The sequence below is a fragment of the Lysinibacillus sp. RC79 genome, assembly GCF_041262405.1.
In the GTDB taxonomy this organism is placed as follows: Bacteria; Bacillota; Bacilli; order Bacillales_A; family Planococcaceae; genus Lysinibacillus.
In genome coordinates this window covers 72,017-91,168 of sequence record NZ_JBGCCD010000017.1, presented here as the reverse complement: position 1 = coordinate 91,168, position 19,152 = coordinate 72,017, and the positions used below count along the sequence as shown (strand labels likewise).

The window sequence follows — 19,152 nt, the reverse complement described above, 5'->3', positions numbered from 1 at the left end:
TATAAAGCGGCGAAAAGAAATAACTTTTCACCGCATTTATAGTTATGGTCTTATCGGACAAGGTGGCTTAAAAGAAAGGTTAGCGTTAGCATCTTTAGAACTTGGTAGTTCTTGTTCTGGATGCAAAATCTGTGGGCTTACTTCTGATACTTTTAAATCTAAATCAAAAATATCTCTTTCCATTTACCAATTCACCTCCTTCAAAAACATAATATTTTGAAAACTATAACTTAATTGTAATAAAAAGGGATTAAATTTGCAAGTTATTTATTTTAGAATATACAGAAAATTAATTCCTATGAAAAATATCTTTAATTAATATTCAACTCTCGCAGCAATATGCGCCAATTACCTTCTTGATTTTGGATTTAAAGCATCTTTTAATCCTTCTCCAATAAAGTTGATAGACAAAATAACTAGAGTAATGGCTGTTGCAGGTGGTACCCACATCCACAGCTTATCCTTCAGTACATCTGAGTTTCTAGCTTCAAATAGCATATTGCCCCAACTTGGTGTATCTGCTGGCACGCCAAACCCTAAAAAACTTAAACTGGATTCAGCCACAATCATAACAGCCATTAATAGTGTTGCTTGTACAATAATCGTCGAGGCAACATTTGGCAATAAGTGCTTGATAATTATTTTTGAAGGTTTACAGCCAATTGACTGAGCTGCTAATATATACTCATTTTCTTTTTCAGCTAGCACCCTACTACGCACTATCCTTGCAACACTTCCCCAGCCTAAAAGTGAAATGACAAATATTAATGTCCATAAACCAGATACTTTTCCTGCAACGATCGTATTGAAAACAATGACGAATACTAAAAATGGGAACATTAATACGAAGTCAGTAAATCGCATCAACATTCGATCTATTTTCCCTCCAAAATACCCCGAAATAGCGCCAACAGTCGTACCAATTATTACAATAATAAGCATACAACCTAAGCCAACTTTTAAAGATGATCTACCAGCGTAGAGCATTCTAGTAAAAACATCTCGTCCATTCGTATCTGTTCCCAACCAATGCTCACTTGATGGAGATAGACTAATTTTCGTTAAGTCGACACGTACAATATCTTTTGTTGTAATATAAGGAGCTAAAAACGATAAAACGATAACCAATAGTAAAAAAATCAGACTAAACATAGCTAATTTATTTTTAGCAAACTTTCGTCTCGCTATCACCCATGGCGAGGGGCTTTTTTTCGGCGTCTTTGGAGATAAAACTTCTTGATCAGTTACCAATGTCATAATTTCCCCCTCCTTAATCTAGTCTAATACGTGGATCTACCACACCATATAATATATCTGCCACTAAATTCCCAAAAAGCGTTAAAAACGAAAGTAGCATAGTTATCGACATCATGACCGCATAATCTCTACGTCCAACAGATTCTAAGAAGAGTGCACCTATTCCAGGATAAGTAAAGATAGTTTCTGTTATGACTGCACCACTAATTAATGTTGCAATATCAAAACCAAGAAACGTAATTATTGGAATAATAGAATTCCGCAAAATATGTTTGTTATATATTTTCGACTCTTTTGTTCCCTTTGCTCTCGCTGTTCTTACAAAATCTTTCCTACTATTTTCAATAATGTCATTTCGTAAAAATTGTGTATAGGACGCCGTTCCCAATAACCCTAAAATAAGTGCCGGTAATAAAACATGGTGCACCCTACTTATGTAGTACTCCCAAGTTCCCTCCCCTATACCTACACCTACAGAACCACTAAAAGGAAACCATCCTAGCTTAAAGGAAAAGAAATAAATAGCAACAATCCCTGCAACAAACGATGGAATTGCTAAAGCTAAATAATTATAAGTTGCAATTAAATTATCTCCGAGTGTATAAGGCTTTCTTCCTGCATACATTCCCATAAGAAATGCAAAAAAGTACGTAAAAACTAATGATATTAATGCTAAAAATATTGTATTTGGTATTCGCTGAGCAATAATCTCTGCAGCCGGTTTTTTATAAACAGTAGATTTCCCGAAATCCCCTTGTATAAATTTACCGACCCATCTACCATATTGCATGATAATTGGATCATTATAGCCTAATTTTTCTCTCATTTCTTCGATGTATTGTGGATTCGTATTAGACGGATCAATTTCACCAGCAAACGGATCTCCTGGCATCATTTTTGCTAAAAAGAACACCACCAACGAAATAAGGAGTAGCAATGGGATCATGCCAAGTAATCTTCTAAGTGTGTATTGAAGCATATGACGTCTCCTTATCTAGAAATTTACTAACTAGGCCCAATTTGTGAAGTGGACCTAGTTAGTAGGTTTAGTTAGTTTACAATTTATTCCTTAATGTGCCATTTGTAAACATCTGTTTGGAAACTAACAGCGTTGACATGAACACCTTGTAGTCGATTATTAATGGCATATAAATCTAAGTTTTCCCATAATGGAAGGGCTGGTAATTCTTCATTGAAGTATTTTTGCCATTCCACATAAATTGATTTACGTTTATCTTTATCAAATGCTTCTTTACTTAAGGCTTGTTTTATCAATTTTTGGTTCTTAGCATCTACGTAGCGACCATAGTTCCATTCAGCATCATTCCCCCATAAACCAGATGGATCTGGGTCAGCACCAGTACTCCAAGCGCCGAAGAATGCTTCTAATGCAGCATCATCATTATCTTTCATATCATTGTATAAGTTAAACTCAATTAAAGTACCAGTTGCTTGTTCTGTTTTCACTCCGACATCATTCCAAGCTTGAATAATTGCTTGAGAGCGTCCCTCAAATGCAGCAGGACCGGCATAGTGGCCAAATGAAATTTTAAATGGCTTACCACTCGGATCTTCTACAAAGCCATCGCCATCTTTATCTACATAACCTGCAGCCTTAAGAAGCTCTTTAGCCTTTTCTGGATTGTATTCATATTGATTTAATTCTGACTCCTCAGCAGCAGTCCAAAAAGTACGAGGAATCACAGTATTCGCAACATTAGCTTTTCCTTCTAAGAAAGCATCGATCATTGCTGGACGGTTAATTGCGTATAATAGTGCTTGACGCAATTCTTTTGATTTAAACTTATCAAAATCAGCTACATTTGTAAGAGTAGCTTTATCACGATGACCAAAACGAAGACCAATATATGAGTAACTAACACCGTTAGTTTCTTCAATACGTACCTTATCTAATGCTGACAATTCTTTTACTGCTTGTGGTTTAATAGCCATGATGTCAATTTCTCCGTTTTGGAACGCACCAGCTGTTAATGATGGGTCAATTGTTTTTACAATTATACCGTCAAGCTGCGGTTTGCCCTTCCAGTAATCATCAAAACGCTCTAATTCAGAATATTCGCCCTCTACAACCTTTTTCACTTTGAATGCTCCTAAACCAACAGGAGTTTCACGAACCTGTTTAGATTCAGCTAAGTCTTTAACCGCGATACCTTCATAATGTTTCTTTGGCATTGGGTTAGACCAAAGCTTTTCTAGGTTATTAACTTCTACTTCCTCAAAAGTAATTTTCACTGTATATGGATCAACAACCTCAATACCTTCGATTGTTTCAGCTTTCCCCAGTTTTTTTGCTTTTGCTCCTTTAATACCTTCAACATAATTGAAACGAGGGCCATCGTAATCTGGATGTGCTATTGTTTCTAATGCAAATACCCAGTCATCAACTGTTAACTCTTCACCATTATGCCATTTTACACCCTTCTCAAATGTAAACGTATAAGTTAATTTGTCCTCACTAATTTCCCACTTTGCTAAATTAGGAACATATTCCAATTTATCATTTACAGTATAGATACCTTCCATTGTAAAATCTTGAATATAACTATCTACAATACTACCTGAATAGGCTGGATCATAAACACCCTCAGGCGCTTGGTCAGTACCGAAAGTTACAACTCCACTTTTCGCTGTTTCACTAGTCTTTGTGGAATCATCCTTGCCTTTTTCCTTTTCTTTGTCAGTTGTCGAGTTGTCGTTATTACATGCTGTTAAAAACAAAGCCATAACTAGCATTAGCATGAAAGCCCATAATGCTGATTTTTTCATTCTTTATCCCCCCGTGAATTTTATTTTGAAAATAATTATTACACTATTCTCTTGTTATTTTTTAATATAAATGGCATGCAACTCTATGCCCCTGCTTCACCTCCTTTAAGGTTGGTTTTGATAATGAACACTCTTCCATTGCCTTCGGACACCGCGGATGGAAAGGGCATCCTTTAGGAGGATTAGCCGGACTAGGGATATCCCCCTCTAATACAATTCGGCTACTCTTTTTCCTCGGATCAGGTACTGGAATCGCGGAGATTAACGCCTGTGTATAAGGATGCAGTGGTTCCTCATAAATATGTTCCTTATCTGCAATCTCCACAATATTTCCTAAATACATAACACCGATTCGATCACTCATATGTTTTACAACACTTAAATCATGAGCAATAAATAAAAATGTTAAGTCAAACTCCTCCTGTAACTCTTTTAGCAGATTAAGAACCTGAGATTGCACAGAGACATCTAATGCTGAAACTGGTTCATCTGCTATAATTAGTTTTGGTTTAAGTGCAAGTGCTCTTGCAATACCAATTCGTTGGCGCTGACCACCTGAAAATTCATGTGCATACTTGTAATATGCATCTTCGGGTAAGCCAACTTTTTGTAAAAGCTCCAAAACTTCATTTTTTAAGGATTTAAGTGATTTGTTATGGTAATTCATGATGGGTTCAGCTATGATACTACCTACCATTTGCATAGGATTTAATGATGCATAAGGATCTTGAAACACCATTTGGATATCTTTCCTTATTTCTCTTAATGATTTTCCTTGCAATTTTGTAATATCATGACCATTAAAAATAATTTTTCCTTCTGTTGAGTCTAACAATCTTAAAATCGTACGACCTGTTGTTGACTTTCCACAGCCAGATTCGCCTACTAACCCTAATGTTTCACCATTTTTTATTGAAAAAGAAATATTATCAACTGCTTTAACATGTCCAATCGTATGTTTGAAAAATCCACCTTTAATCGGGTAATAGGTTTTTAAATTAATTAGCTCCAATAAATTTTCTTTATTTGCAGTTTGACTCATATTGTCGTGCTCACACCCTTTCTAGAATTACAGCCTTCAAAAAGTAAACAAGAGACTTCATGATTATCATCTACGAAGGTAAGTTGCGGCGTAACATTGCTACATTCAGGCATCGCCGATGGACATCTATCAATAAAACGGCAGCCTACTTGAGGCATATTTTTTAAAGAAGGTACAATGCCTTTAATAGTAGCTAACTCATTTACTTCTGTATCTATTCTCGGAATCGATGCCATTAAGAGCTTTGTATATGGGTGTTTTGGATTGTAAAACAGGTTATCAACATTTGTCCGTTCTACGATCTTTCCAGCATACATAATAATTACTTCATCACACATTTCTGCAACTACACCTAAATCGTGAGTGATCAGTACAATAGACATGTTATTTTTTCCCTGAATACTTTTCAGTAAATCTAGTATTTGGGCTTGGACTGTTACATCAAGTGCAGTAGTTGGCTCATCCGCTATTAAAAGTCTAGGCTGACAAGCAATAGCGATAGCGATCATTACTCTTTGTCTCATACCACCTGACAATTGATGAGGGTATTCATTAATAATTTTTTCAGCTCTTGGAATACCAACCTGATTTAATAAATCAATCGCCTTACTTCTAGCCTCAGCCTTAGAAATTTTACTATGATTAAGCATAATCTCTTCAATTTGTGAACCTATAGTAAAAACAGGATTTAAGGATGTCATCGGTTCCTGGAAAATCATACTAATATCATTTCCTCTAATTTTATTCATCTCGTCGTTCGAATAATCCTCTATGTTTTTCCCATGGAATCTTATTTCACCTCCAGTGATTTTACCAACTCCTTTGGGAAGTAATTGCATAATAGAAAGAGACATTACACTTTTTCCACAACCTGATTCACCAACTACTCCAACGATCTGACCTGATTTAACTGAAAATGAAACATCATCAACTGCATGATATAGCTCCCCGTCTATATCAAAACCAGCTTTAAGGTTTTTCACTTCTAACATTAAGCTCATTTTATATCACACCTTTTAAGAGTTTTTACTTAACTACTGTTGTCAATGTAGTGATTAGATGCTACGTGTTAAGCAATATCTTTTTTACAAAAAAATTACTTTTAGTTAAATTAATATTCTGAAAAAATCGGATTTTAATAGACTTATTTCAAAATAAAAATCATTAAATTAAAAGAATATCAATTTCTTCTTTATAAAGGAATTTAACACAAGTCCTAAATGAAATAATATTCTGATAATTAAATGTACTACCATTTTATCTAGAAATAACATGTTTAATCAAGTGAATTTTTACATTCCTTATATTCTTATATACAAATTAATCCATACAACTATTCCAATTTCACTCAATAAATTTGTATTTTTGATAAATGAATATTTGTTCAATTCTCACTTTATTGATTTAAAGTATTATTTTTTTATTATTTTAATATATCAGATAATTTAATTATTCTTTATTTTTTCCCTCATAAAATCTTCAATTATTCGGATCTCTTGATTATTAAAGGTTTTTAGATGGATTTTAGCTCATCACCATAACGTGGGCTTGATTTCCGTTCCGACTGGGTGCTTTTCTGAGGGGCGTCGGGGCAACAGGTGTTTTCTGTGCGAAAGCGTAGTACAACGTAGCGGCAGCGACAGGATGTTGGTCACGAAGGCGTTATCACAGGACGTGATGCTTTTAGCCTTCGTTCCCCTACCCCTTCTCTCCAGGATCTCATCTGTGAAGCTATCCCCAAGGAGTTGCCCAGTCTCCACTCCATCAACTTAATGCATGACAAACGTTTTAACAAATGCCATCTTCACTTTTGGTGATAATCCTGAATTTTCACACTTTACCATATTTACACTTATTCCCTAATAACTATAAACGAATAATTTTTTCTGTTAGCACATTAATACCTTAAAGCAAATAATATTACTGCAGACAAGTAATTTAATGCCACTTTTCATAGGAAATTGTTACGGACTTCTTCTTATTTTTTCTTGTAAAAAATAAATAATTTATTTACATAAAATAGTTAATAATTCCGAATTTTGTTTCAATTTAACGAAAGTAAAGCTGTTAAGAGGACTTTGATTTGGGCTAATTTAACGAATAATTCCTTAGTAGTATTATGGAAATGACCAAAAAATTTAAGTGGTATCGCAACGAATGCTTTTTCTTGCCCATTTTTGTTAATGTACGGTCCTACACTTTGAAACAGACCTACATATTAATATTTAGGTTTCCCTTGATCGTGCGTGTACCCATGGCATAATTGATCTAAAGGGTTCAGAATGATCAATATTAAAGATTTTTGATTTACAATAGAGGAAGCATTTGCAATTAGCGATATTGATTAGCTCATTACTAGAAACGTAACAATATAATACGTTGACGCGGAAATGTCTATATTGTAAAAAAAAAGAAAACAATTTATCATAAAACTGTTAAAATACAACTTCCTCTTATAAGACTATTAGAAAGAATAGGTGAAATGTATACATATGAAAAATCGCGTTGTCCAATTACTATTTGTATTTACAATTGCAGCAATTATGCTCGTAGTCTTAAATAAGTCCGTTATTTCCTTATATACATTAATCGGCATACTATTGCCTATCACAATTATAGGAATTTCCTTCGTTATTTTTATTGAAAATCGTTCCCCGCAAAGTACATTGGCTTGGTTTTTAGTATTAGCCATTCTCCCTGTTATCGGTTTACTTCTGTACTTACTGTTCGGAAGAAGTCGCTGGAGAAGAAAGAAACATTTACATCGTTCAGAAGAAAAAAGGAAGTTATTCCGTGGAATTTTAGCAGGAAGAAGTTTTAATTTAGAACCCTCTTCCCCTTTAAATGAAAGATCCACCTATTTGGCACAAGTTATACAAAAATTTGGCGGTGGTCCTGTTGCAAATGAAACAGCAACAAAACTCTTAACAAATGGTGATGAAACATTTACTGAGATCATACAAGCGATTGAAAATGCTACACATCATATTCATATTCAATACTATATTTATCGATCAGATGAAATCGGTACAACAATTCGAGATGCCTTAATAAGAAAAGCAAAATCTGGCGTGATTGTACGCTTTCTTTACGATGGACTCGGCAGTAGTAAATTACGTAGGCGTTTCTTACAACCAATGAAAGAAGCAGGAATTGAAGTAGTCGAATTTGATTCTATTCTTTCACCTTGGCTATTAGAAACCGTCAATTATCGTAACCATCGTAAAATTGTGATTGTAGATGGGACCATTGGATTTACAGGTGGACTCAATGTCGGGGATGAATATCTTGGTCGTTCGAAGAAGTTTCCTATTTGGCGTGATAGCCATTTAAAAATAGAAGGAAAAGCATTATATAAACTGCAGGCCATTTTCCTAGAAGATTTTCTCTATGCCACTAGTAGTTTAAATACTGAGTCTTGGAATCAATTTATGGATAGCACATACTTTCCAAGTCAAGGAACTCATCAGGCACAAGGTGCCGTACAAATCGTTGCAAGTGGACCTAGCTCAGATGATACAAGTATTCGGAATGCTTTATTGAAAATTATGAGCTCTGCCAAAAAGTCAATTTGGATTGCCACTCCATACTTCATTCCTGATCAGGAAACATTAACATTATTACGTTTGAGTGCACTTTCCGGAGTCGATGTCCGTATTTTATATCCCGGAAAAGGTGATAGTATCATTAGTGATCAAGCATCCCAATCATACTTTACACCACTCCTAAAAGCAGGTGTCTCCATTTATCGTTATAAAGATGCTTTTATGCACGCTAAGATTGTCCTTGTTGATGATGAAGTTGCATCAATTGGTACAGCAAATATGGATATTCGTAGTTTTGAGCTTAATTATGAAATCATTGCGGTCCTATATGAATCTAAAACGGTTCTGGATATAAAAAATGATTTTGAACAAGATTTTAAAGAATCCATAGAAATTACATGGGCATCATTTCAAAAGCGAAGTATTCAAAAGCGCATGCTTGAATCACTTATGCGACTCATTTCTCCTCTACTGTAAATGATTAAATAAAGTGTAGTTCTTGGTCAAAGCGAGGGGTTGATTTCCGTTCCGGCTGGGCGCTTTCCTGGGGGCGTCCGATGAGCCGCTTCACTCGCGATGCTCGCTCCAGGGTCTCGGGCCAACACGATGTTGGTCACGAAGGCGTTATCACAGGATGTGATGGTTTTAGCCTTCGTTCCTCTATCGCTAATCCCCAAGGAGTCGCCCAGCCTCCACTCCGATCAACCACTTCACATATCGTGTATCTCTTATTGCGTGTTATTCTACTTTTTTTTAAGAAATCACCCTATCTAAAGCACTTCAACATTAGCAAAAATTCTTCTGATCTTTCAGACTGTAAACAAACTCGAAAAAATATTGAGTCTGTAGACGGTCTTTTTTATGACGCAATAGTTTTTCAACAAATGAAAGGATGGTATGAATTTTTTCATACCACCCTTTTTTATTAAAGCTCTCCTGCTTTTAATTTTCCATGCCAGTCTTTTAAGAACGGAATGTCTCCTTCTTTAATAGTGCCTGATTCATTAGCTGCTTCAATTAAATAATCGAAATTTGTTAGAGATACATATTTAATGCCTGCCTCATCAAATGCTTGTTCTGCACGTGGAAGATTGTATGTGTAGACGCAAACAACGCCTAGCACTTCACAGCCCGCTGCGCGTAAGGCTTCTACAGCTGTAATGGATGAGCCGCCTGTAGAAACGATGTCTTCTACTACTACGACTTTTTGACCTGCTGCGTATTTTCCTTCGATTTGGTTGCCACGGCCATGCTCTTTTGCTTTAGAGCGTACATAAACCATCGGTAAATCTAAAATATCACTTACCCAAGCTGCATGTGGGATGCCCGCTGTTGCTGTACCTGCTACGATTTCAGTTGTACCAAAGTTTTCTTTAATAAGAGATGCTAGACCGTTTGCTAATTGCTTACGAATTACAGGGTCAGAAATTGTTAGACGTGTATCACAGTAGATTGGGGATTTAATGCCTGATGCCCATGTGAATAGTTCTGTTGGATTTAATTCTACTGCTCCTACTTTTAACATAGCGTGTGCGATTTCATTTTGTAATGTCATATTTATGCCTCCCATAATTCACTTACGATTTTATATGCTGCTACTGGATCTTGTGCACCTGTAACGGCACGTCCAACGACGATTAACGAAGAACCGTCACGTTTTGCGCCGTCTGGTGTTGCAATGCGCTTTTGGTCGTGTGCGTCGCCACCTGCTAATCGGATACCAGGTGTCACACGTAAGAAATCTTCACCGCACGCTTCAGCAATAGCTTTTGCTTCATGTACGGAGCAGACAACACCATTTAAACTAGCTTGTTTTGTTAAGCTTGCATAATGTAATACAGACTCCTGTAAAGATAAAGCAATTTTTTGCTCTGCCTGCATTTGCTCTTCTGTTGTAGAAGTCAGCTGTGTTACGGCAATTAATGCCGCACGTTCACGTCCTGCCGGAGTACCCGCTTCAAGCCCCTCAAGCGCTGCCTCCATCATTGGACGTCCGCCCGCCGCATGAACGTTAACTAAATCTACTCCTAATTTTGCTAAGCCCTTCATAGCAGAGCCAACTGTATTAGGAATATCGTGTAATTTTAAATCTAGAAAAATATCATGACCTAGATCTTTTACCTTGCGTACAATATCCGGTCCTTCCTGCATATATAACTCCATACCAATTTTCACGAAAAGAGGCTCATTAAAGTGCTTTAGAAAGTTGAATACTTCTGCTTCTCCAGGGAAATCTAGTGCAAGTATTGGTTTTGTATTCATGAGCGATGGCTCCTTCCGATAATTTCTGAAATATGCTCTACTCCTAATTTATCGAGCTTTGCTGGTAGTTCATCAATAATATTTGGACAAACGAAGTGATCGACAAAGTTTGCTGTTCCAACAGCAACTGCAGATGCGCCAGCCGACATAAAGTCTATAACATCCTGCGCTTCCGTCACGCCACCCATCCCAATAATCGGAATATTGACAGCCTTATACACCTCATAAACCATACGAATCGCAACTGGCTTTACGGCAGGACCAGATAAGCCGCCTGTACCATTAGCAATCACTGGTTTACCTGTACGCTCATCTAAACGCATACCGATTAGTGTATTAATCATTGTAATGCCATCTGCACCACCTGCTTCAACAGCTTGTGCAATTTCTACGATATTCGTTACGTTAGGCGACAATTTCACGTATACAGGCACTTCAGAAACAGCTTTAACAGCTTTAACTAGCTCACGTGCAGTTGCAGGGTCTGTACCAAATTGAATACCACCACATTTAACGTTCGGACAAGAAATGTTAAGCTCTAATGCTTTAACATTTGGTGCAGTTGAAATACGACGTGCTACTTCCACGTAATCTTCTGTTTCCGTACCAGCAACATTTGCAATGATTGGCACATCATACTTTTCTAAGAACTTCAATTCTTCATTCATTACTTTTTCAATGCCAGGGTTTTGTAAGCCAATTGCATTCAACATCCCTGCTGCTGTTTCTGCTACGCGTGGAGTTGGATTGCCGGGACGTGTTTCTACAGTCGTAGCTTTAATCATAATAGCGCCGAGCTTTGATAAATCATAAAGCTGTGCATATTCGCGTCCAAAGCCAAAGCAGCCGGAAGCAGGCATTATTGGATTTTTTAAATCTAAGCCTGGTAGTTGGATAGTTAAACGACTCATAATGCCACCGTACCTTTCGGGAAAACTGGACCGTCAGAGCATACTTTGACATAGTCTTTTGCTACTTGATCTGTTGTTTTACATACGCATGCGAAACAAGCACCGATCCCACAGCCCATACGCTCTTCAAATGATAAATAACCTTCTTTTTCTGGATAAAAGCCTTCAAGCGCTTTTAACATTGGTAGTGGACCGCAAGAATAAAAGACATCGAATTCAGGTGCTCGTGACTCTAAAACATTTGTGACAAAACCCTTTGTTCCTTTAGAGCCATCAACCGTTACATAATGTGTTTCTCCAAGGGCACTGAATTCTTCCTCATAGAAGCATACATCTTCCGATTGAAACCCTAGCACATGAATTGTTTTAACACCACGTGCGTTCAATTGCTTGGAAAGCTCATGTAATGGAGGTACTCCGATTCCTCCACCAACTAGTAGGGCTGTGCCTCCCTCTTTTGCTGCTTCTACCGGGAACCCATTACCGATTGGACCAAGAACATTGACAAGCTGCCCTTCACGATTTGTCGCTAACACTTTTGTTCCGCGACCCTCCGCACGATAAATCATTGTAAATTCGTTGTTGTTTTTATCTATGTTTGCAATACTTATTGGTCGACGTAAAAGCGGCTCCAATGAATCTGACACCTTTACATGGACAAACTGGCCAGGTGTCATATCCTGAACCAGTTCTCCACGAAGTGTCAATTCGAAAATGTTTGTCGCAATTTGCTTTTGAGAGACGACCGTCATTTTCTCTTGACGAATCATATTAATGTACTACCTCCGCTTTTGGCATTTGTTCTGCTGTGAATGTCATTGATTCAATAACTCGGACCATCGCTTCCGCTGTGTCTAATGAAGTTAAGCAAGGTACGCCATTTTCTACAGATTCACGACGAATTCTGAAGCCATCACGTGCCGGCTGCTTGCCTTTTGTTAAAGTGTTGACAACAAGTTGTGCCTCACCGTTTTGTATTAAATCGATTAATGTTTGACCTTTTGCACCGATTTTGCCAACTATATCTGTGCGTACGCCTGCCGCTTCAAACGCTTGAGCTGTACCTTCAGTTGCGACAATACGATAGCCTACTGTTGAGAAGCGTTTTGCAAGTGCAATTGCTTCCTCTTTATCTTTATCGGACACAGTGAACAATACTGTGCCTTCTGTACGAATTTCCATACCTGCTGCAACTAAACCTTTGTAAAGTGCTTTTTCTAATGTTGCATCTTTCCCCATTACTTCACCTGTTGATTTCATTTCAGGCCCTAGTGTAATGTCAACACGACGTAATTTAGCGAATGAGAATACTGGCACTTTAACGAAGACACCTTTTTGTTCTGGCGCTAAGCCTGTTGGATAGCCTTGTTCTACGATTGATTTACCAAGAATCGCTTTCGTTGCAATATTTGCCATCGGAATGTTTGTAATTTTACTTAAGAACGGTACTGTACGAGATGAACGAGGGTTCACCTCGATAACGTATACTTCGCCCTGTGAAATTACATATTGAATGTTCATTAAGCCTATGATGCCAAGACCTTTTGCAAGGCGAGTTGTATAATCCACTAACGTATCTTTTTGTGCTTGTGTTAATTTTTGTGGCGGGTATACAGAGATAGAGTCGCCAGAGTGAACCCCTGCTCGCTCGATATGCTCCATAATACCTGGAATTAAGACATTTTCACCGTCACAAATTGCATCTACTTCGATTTCTTGACCAGTTAAGTAGCGGTCTACTAAAACTGGATGATCTGGAGATGCTTCTACCGCGTTCTCCATATAATGTTGTAATTCCTCTTCGTTGTAGACAATTTCCATTGCGCGTCCACCTAGTACGTATGAAGGACGAACTAGTACTGGGAAGCCTAGACGTTCACTAATAGCAAGTGCTTCCTCCGTTGATACAGCTGTTTGACCTAGTGGCTGCGGAATGTTCAAGTCGCGTAATGCTTGCTCGAATTTGTCACGGTTTTCTGCACGGTCGATATCTTCAAGAGATGTACCTAGGATTTTCACTCCATTTGCAGCTAATTTATCAGCTAGATTAATAGCTGTTTGGCCACCGAATTGTACAACTACTCCAATTGGTTGCTCAAGGTCGATAATATGCATAACGTCTTCGATTGTTAATGGCTCGAAGTATAATTTATCTGAAATCGAGAAGTCAGTGGATACTGTCTCTGGATTCGAGTTAATAATAATCGCTTCGTAGCCCGCTTCTTGAATTGCCCATACTGAGTGTACTGTTGCGTAGTCAAATTCTACCCCTTGCCCAATGCGGATTGGACCAGAACCAAGTACAATAACTGATGGCTTGTCTGATTTGATCGATTCGTTTTCATCCTCATATGTGCCATAGAAGTATGGTGTTTCAGATTCAAACTCCGCTGCACATGTATCAACCATTTTATATACTGGGACAATGCCATTTTCTTTACGATATGCATATACTTCTTCTGGAGTTGTTTCCCAAAGCTCAGCAATCTTCTTATCTGCAAAGCCTAGTCGTTTTGCTGTACGTAACACTTCTTTATCGTCTTTATTGTCAGCAAGTGTTTGCTCCATATCTACGATGTTTTTGAATTTATTTAAGAAGAATAAGTCAATGGCAGACCAGTCATGGATTTGCTCAATAGTTACACCGCGACGAAGTGCTTCACCGATAAAGAATAGACGCTCGTCACCTGCTTTACGGATACGTTTTTCAATCCAAGAATCAGAGTTTTCTTCTGCATGTTTCAGCTCTAAGTGAACTTGACCTGTTTCAAGAGAGCGCACTGCTTTTAGCATAGCTTCCTCAAATGTACGACCAAGTGCCATTACTTCACCAGTCGCTTTCATTTGTGTACCAAGATTACGCTTTGCTGATTCGAATTTATCGAACGGCCAGCGTGGAATTTTCGCCACGATGTAGTCTAGAGCTGGCTCGAAGCAAGCATACGTTGAACCTGTTACAGGGTTTTTGATTTCATCTAATGTTAAACCAACTGCGATTTTTGCTGCTAGCTTTGCAATTGGATAGCCCGTTGCTTTTGATGCTAAAGCTGATGAGCGTGATACACGAGGGTTTACTTCGATCACATAATAATTAAAGCTATATGGATCAAGTGCTAACTGTACGTTACAGCCACCTTCAATTTTTAGAGCTCGGATAATATCTAATGAAATATTACGTAGCATTTGGTTTTCTCGATCTGAAAGTGTTTGTGTAGGTGCCACTACGATAGAATCACCTGTATGAATTCCAACTGGATCAACGTTTTCCATGTTACATACAACGATTGCGTTGTCGGAAGCATCACGCATTACTTCATATTCGATTTCTTTATAACCAGCGATTGATTTTTCTAGTAAACATTGTGTTACTGGGGAATATTTTAGACCAGATGTCACAATCTCCTCTAGATCTTGATCGTTGTAGCAAATACCTCCACCTGTACCACCAAGTGTGAAGGCAGGACGAACGATTACTGGGTAGCCAATTTTCGCTACAAAGTTTTTCGCTTCGTCTAAGTTATGGATAATATCTGATTCAGGTACTGGAGCACCTAGCTCATACATTAAATTACGGAATAGATCGCGGTCTTCTGCTTTATGGATCGCTTCTAATTTTGTTCCAAGAATTTCAATACTAAGCTCATCTAGAATTCCCGATTTATCTAATTCAATGGCCATGTTTAAACCAGTTTGACCACCAAGTGTTGGTAGGATGGCATCCGGACGCTCTTTACGTAGAATTCGAGATACAAACTCAAGTGTAATTGGCTCAATATATACTTTGTCGGCAATTTCTGTATCTGTCATTATTGTCGCAGGGTTTGAGTTTATTAAAATAACACGATAGCCTTCTTCTCTTAAAGATAGACAAGCTTGTGTTCCTGCGTAGTCAAATTCTGCTGCTTGTCCGATCACGATTGGACCTGATCCGATTACTAAAATAGTTTCAATATCTGTACGTTTAGGCATGTTGTTTCCCCTTCCCTGCTTCTACTTCCATCATTTCGATAAATTCATCAAATAGGTGATTTGAATCCTCTGGACCCGGTGATGCTTCTGGGTGATATTGCACTGTGAAGATTGGATATTTCTTGTGTCGTACACCTTCACAAGTACCATCATTTAATGCAATATGTGTTATTTCTAAATCTGTATCTTTTAATGAATCGATGTCGATTGCATAACCATGGTTTTGAGATGTTAAGTCTGTACGGCCTGTGCGTAAATCTTTTACTGGATGGTTACCACCACGGTGACCGAATGGTAATTTAAAGCTTCGCGCACCACATGCTAGCGAGAAAATTTGGTGACCTAAGCAAATACCGAACATTGGCACTTTTCCAATTAAATTGCGTACTGTTTCAATGCCTTCTGCTACGTCTTCAGGGTTACCTGGACCGTTTGACAGCATAATGCCATCTGGATGCCACGCTAATATTTCTTCTGCCGAAGTGTTGTAAGGTACAACGAGTACATCGCAATCACGTCTGTTTAACTCACGAAGAATACCATGCTTCATACCATAGTCAATTAATACGACGCGTTTGCCACGACCTGGTGATGGGTAGGCTGCTTTCGGTGATACTTCACGAACATGATGTGTAATCGCTGGTGTTGCCTGTAATTTTGCTACGATTTCATCCACATTCACTTCTTCATCAGCCGCTGTTAAAATAGCCTTTACTGACCCTTTACTGCGAATAATGCGTGTTAATTTGCGTGTATCGATTCCTTCAATACCCGGGATATCCTTTGAAGTTAAGTACTCATCTACCGTTAAATCACAACGGAAGTTTGAAGGTGTTTTTGCTAATTCACGAACTACAAATCCACGAATTGCAGGTGTGATCGATTCAAAATCATCACGGTTAATACCGTAATTACCGATTAAAGGGTAAGTTAACGTTACGATTTGTCCGTAGAATGAAGGATCTGAAATGGTTTCCTGATAACCTGTCATCCCTGTTGTGAATACAACCTCGCCTTGTGAAGCTCGCTCACTACCGAACGCTGTACCTGTAAATACTGTGCCATCTTCTAAAATAAGTAAACGTTTTTTCATTACTCTGCCTCCTGGTATACGATATTACCTTCAAAAATTGTAAGAACTGGCCATCCTTTTGCAGCCCAACCATTGAATGGTGTATTGCGTCCTTTTGATACAAAGCCCTCTGCATCAATTGTTTGCTCTTTATTTAAATCAATTAAGATCATATCTGCCGAAGCACCAACTTCTAATGTGCCGTATGGTAAATCAAAAATTTGAGCTGCCTTTACAGTCATCCAGTCAATCAACTGTTTTAACGTCCATCTTCCTGTTTCTACAAACTGTGTGTAAAGCAGTGGGAACGCTGTTTCGAAGCCTACAATGCCAAATGGAGCACCAACCATACCACAGCATTTTTCTTCTACTGTATGTGGAGCATGATCTGTAGCGATACAATCGATTGTGCCGTCTAGCATAGCTGCGTGAAGTGAGTCTTTATCATCTGCTCCACGTAGAGGAGGATTCATTTTCCAGTTTGCATCATCTGATGGAATGTCCATTTCTTCAAGTAATAAATGATGTGGGCAAACTTCTGCAGTGACACGAATACCCGCTGTTTTCGCGTCACGTACTGCACGTACAGATTCCTTCGTTGATACGTGGCATACGTGGTAGCGTGCTCCAGCTGCTTCTGCCAGTAGAACATCTCGTGCAATTTGAACGGATTCACAAATCGATGGAATTCCTGGTAAGCCAAGCTCTTGATTACGCTGCCCTTCATGCATCACACCGTCGTAGATTAATGAGTTATCTTCGCAGTGTGCGACAACTACCATATCGTGCTGTGCTGCATCTTTCATTTGCTCATACATTGTTGATGCAAGCTGGATACCTACACCATCATCTGAAAATGCGACAGCCCCATGTGCTTTTAATTCTTCAACATTTGTACGAACCTCGCCTGAAATGTCCTTTGTTAATGAGCCGTATGGAAGTACTCGAATAACTGCACTTTCTTTAATAAGACCGTTAATCAACTGCATATTTTCTACTGAATCTGGCACTGGTTTTGTATTTGGCATCGCACAAATTGTTGTGAAGCCACCTTTTGCTGCTGATGCTGACCCTGTAGCAATTGTTTCTTTATGTTCAAAGCCCGGCTCACGTAAATGTGTATGTACATCGACAAAGCCTGGTGCAACAACTAAACCATTTCCTTCGATCATTTCTGCGTCTGCTACATTAACGTTTTGACCTATTGCAGTAATTTTGCCATCTGCCATAGCGATATTTACTGTTTGTAGCTCACCTTGTTCATTTAGCATTTGTACATTTTGAAGAACCTTTGTCATGTTACTCTCTCCCCTTTAAAATTGTTTCAACAATAGCCATTCGTGTATAGACACCATTACGAACCTGCTCGAAAATTCTAGAACGCTCGCATTCTACTAGCTCTGAAGCAATTTCTACATCACGATTGACCGGTGCTGGATGCATAATAATTGCCTTTTCCTTCATTTGTTTCTCACGTTCAATTGTTAAACCGTACTCTTGATGATAGCTCTCTTTTGAGAAGCTTTTATTTACCTTATGACGTTCATGCTGCACACGAAGTAACATAATCACATCGCTTATTTCGATTAAATCATCCCAAGAATGATGCGCTTCGAACTTGCCTGCCCACTCTTCCGGACAAAGGAAATGAACATTTGCCCCTAAGCGCTGTAACGCTAACGCATTCGATTTCGCTACACGGCTATGGCATATATCTCCAGCGATTGTCACATTCAACCCTTCAAAAGAACCAAACTCTTTTTTGATTGTATAAAGATCTAATAATGATTGAGACGGATGCTGACCAGTGCCGTCACCTCCATTAATAATGGATACATTGATGCCTTCAAGTAGTTCATTGTAATACGCATCTTCCTTTGCGCGAATGACTACTGCATCCATGCCAATCATTTCTAATGTCTTTACCGTATCGTACAATGTCTCCCCTTTAGAGACGCTCGAAAAGCTACCGTCAAATGGGATAACGATACAGCCAACTTTACGCTCTGCCATTTCAAAGCTTGTTTTCGTGCGCGTACTTGGTTCAAAAAATAAATTTGCGACGTTGTATGGGCGAGATAATGATGATGCTTCACCATTCTCAAAAGCTTGCGCACGATCTAGAATGTGGTTAATTTCTTCAATTGTTAAATGTTCCATCGATAATAAGCTCTTCATTGTAACCTCCGTAGGGTGTGTTTCATGAACGTTATGAAACGTTTTGTAAAATAAAAGCCCCGTTGATGTCATCAACGAGGCATAAGGAGGCGCGACAAACTACAGCAGGATACACTCCTACTTTTAGCC

Annotated in this window: 15 protein-coding genes; 1 reads left to right on the top strand and 14 read right to left on the bottom strand. The window is 38.4% G+C overall.

Features of this window, described 5'->3' with window-relative positions:
* Positions 1 to 42 precede the first annotated feature (42 nt).
* From ABH968_RS16580 to ABH968_RS16555, 6 genes are all read right to left on the bottom strand, one after another.
* Positions 43 to 183 carry a hypothetical protein gene (locus ABH968_RS16580; protein ID WP_370045660.1) on the bottom strand — a complete coding sequence of 47 codons (141 nt, stop codon included), beginning with the start codon at positions 181 to 183 and terminating at the stop codon, positions 43 to 45.
* A 165-nt stretch (positions 184 to 348) separates the two neighbouring features.
* Positions 349 to 1,257, bottom strand: a complete 909-nt coding sequence (gene opp4C, locus ABH968_RS16575) for an oligopeptide ABC transporter permease (RefSeq protein WP_370045658.1) — start codon at positions 1,255 to 1,257, stop codon at positions 349 to 351.
* A 13-nt stretch (positions 1,258 to 1,270) separates the two neighbouring features.
* Complete coding sequence (gene opp4B, locus ABH968_RS16570; protein WP_370045656.1) at positions 1,271 to 2,236, bottom strand: oligopeptide ABC transporter permease; 966 nt, start codon at positions 2,234 to 2,236, stop codon at positions 1,271 to 1,273.
* A gap of 83 nt (positions 2,237 to 2,319) precedes the next feature.
* Positions 2,320 to 4,044, bottom strand: coding sequence for an oligopeptide ABC transporter substrate-binding protein (opp4A, locus tag ABH968_RS16565; protein ID WP_370045654.1), 1,725 nt, complete (start codon positions 4,042 to 4,044; stop codon positions 2,320 to 2,322).
* Between the two features lie 61 nt (positions 4,045 to 4,105).
* Positions 4,106 to 5,086, bottom strand: coding sequence for an ABC transporter ATP-binding protein (locus ABH968_RS16560; protein WP_370045652.1), 981 nt, complete (start codon positions 5,084 to 5,086; stop codon positions 4,106 to 4,108).
* Positions 5,083 to 6,087: an ABC transporter ATP-binding protein gene (locus tag ABH968_RS16555; protein WP_370045650.1), complete on the bottom strand. Its 1,005-nt coding sequence runs from the start codon at positions 6,085 to 6,087 to the stop codon at positions 5,083 to 5,085. Before ABH968_RS16555 ends, ABH968_RS16560 begins: the two co-directional genes overlap by 4 nt.
* Positions 6,088 to 7,578: 1,491 nt before the next feature.
* On the opposite strand from ABH968_RS16555, the gene ABH968_RS16550 reads away from it, so the two are divergent.
* The gene (locus ABH968_RS16550; protein ID WP_370045648.1) at positions 7,579 to 9,108 is read left to right on the top strand and encodes a cardiolipin synthase; all 1,530 of its coding nucleotides are present in this window, start codon (positions 7,579 to 7,581) and stop codon (positions 9,106 to 9,108) included.
* 448 nt (positions 9,109 to 9,556) lie between these two features.
* Here ABH968_RS16550 and pyrE read toward each other — a convergent pair whose 3' ends face one another.
* The 8 genes from pyrE to ABH968_RS16510 are packed head-to-tail and all read right to left on the bottom strand — an operon-like array spanning position 9,557 to position 19,023.
* Positions 9,557 to 10,186 (bottom strand): orotate phosphoribosyltransferase, encoded by a 630-nt coding sequence (gene pyrE, locus ABH968_RS16545; protein ID WP_370045646.1) that lies wholly within the window; start codon positions 10,184 to 10,186, stop codon positions 9,557 to 9,559.
* A 2-nt stretch (positions 10,187 to 10,188) separates the two neighbouring features.
* A complete protein-coding gene (gene pyrF / locus ABH968_RS16540) occupies positions 10,189 to 10,893 on the bottom strand; it encodes an orotidine-5'-phosphate decarboxylase (RefSeq protein WP_370045644.1) in 705 nt (234 codons plus the stop codon).
* Positions 10,890 to 11,804 carry a dihydroorotate dehydrogenase gene (locus ABH968_RS16535; protein ID WP_370045642.1) on the bottom strand — a complete coding sequence of 305 codons (915 nt, stop codon included), beginning with the start codon at positions 11,802 to 11,804 and terminating at the stop codon, positions 10,890 to 10,892. The genes pyrF and ABH968_RS16535 overlap by 4 nt, the downstream gene beginning before the upstream one ends.
* Positions 11,801 to 12,574, bottom strand: a complete 774-nt coding sequence (locus ABH968_RS16530; RefSeq protein ID WP_370045641.1) for a dihydroorotate dehydrogenase electron transfer subunit — start codon at positions 12,572 to 12,574, stop codon at positions 11,801 to 11,803. Before ABH968_RS16530 ends, ABH968_RS16535 begins: the two co-directional genes overlap by 4 nt.
* Before the next feature lies 1 nt (position 12,575).
* Positions 12,576 to 15,773, bottom strand: a complete 3,198-nt coding sequence (gene carB, locus ABH968_RS16525) for a carbamoyl-phosphate synthase large subunit (protein ID WP_370045639.1) — start codon at positions 15,771 to 15,773, stop codon at positions 12,576 to 12,578.
* Positions 15,766 to 16,866 (bottom strand): carbamoyl phosphate synthase small subunit, encoded by a 1,101-nt coding sequence (locus ABH968_RS16520; protein WP_370045638.1) that lies wholly within the window; start codon positions 16,864 to 16,866, stop codon positions 15,766 to 15,768. The genes carB and ABH968_RS16520 overlap by 8 nt, the downstream gene beginning before the upstream one ends.
* A complete protein-coding gene (locus tag ABH968_RS16515) occupies positions 16,866 to 18,143 on the bottom strand; it encodes a dihydroorotase (protein ID WP_370045637.1) in 1,278 nt (425 codons plus the stop codon). The genes ABH968_RS16520 and ABH968_RS16515 overlap by 1 nt, the downstream gene beginning before the upstream one ends.
* 1 nt (position 18,144) lies before the next feature.
* A complete protein-coding gene (locus ABH968_RS16510) occupies positions 18,145 to 19,023 on the bottom strand; it encodes an aspartate carbamoyltransferase catalytic subunit (RefSeq protein WP_370045635.1) in 879 nt (292 codons plus the stop codon).
* Between the last annotated feature and the right edge of the window lie 129 nt (positions 19,024 to 19,152).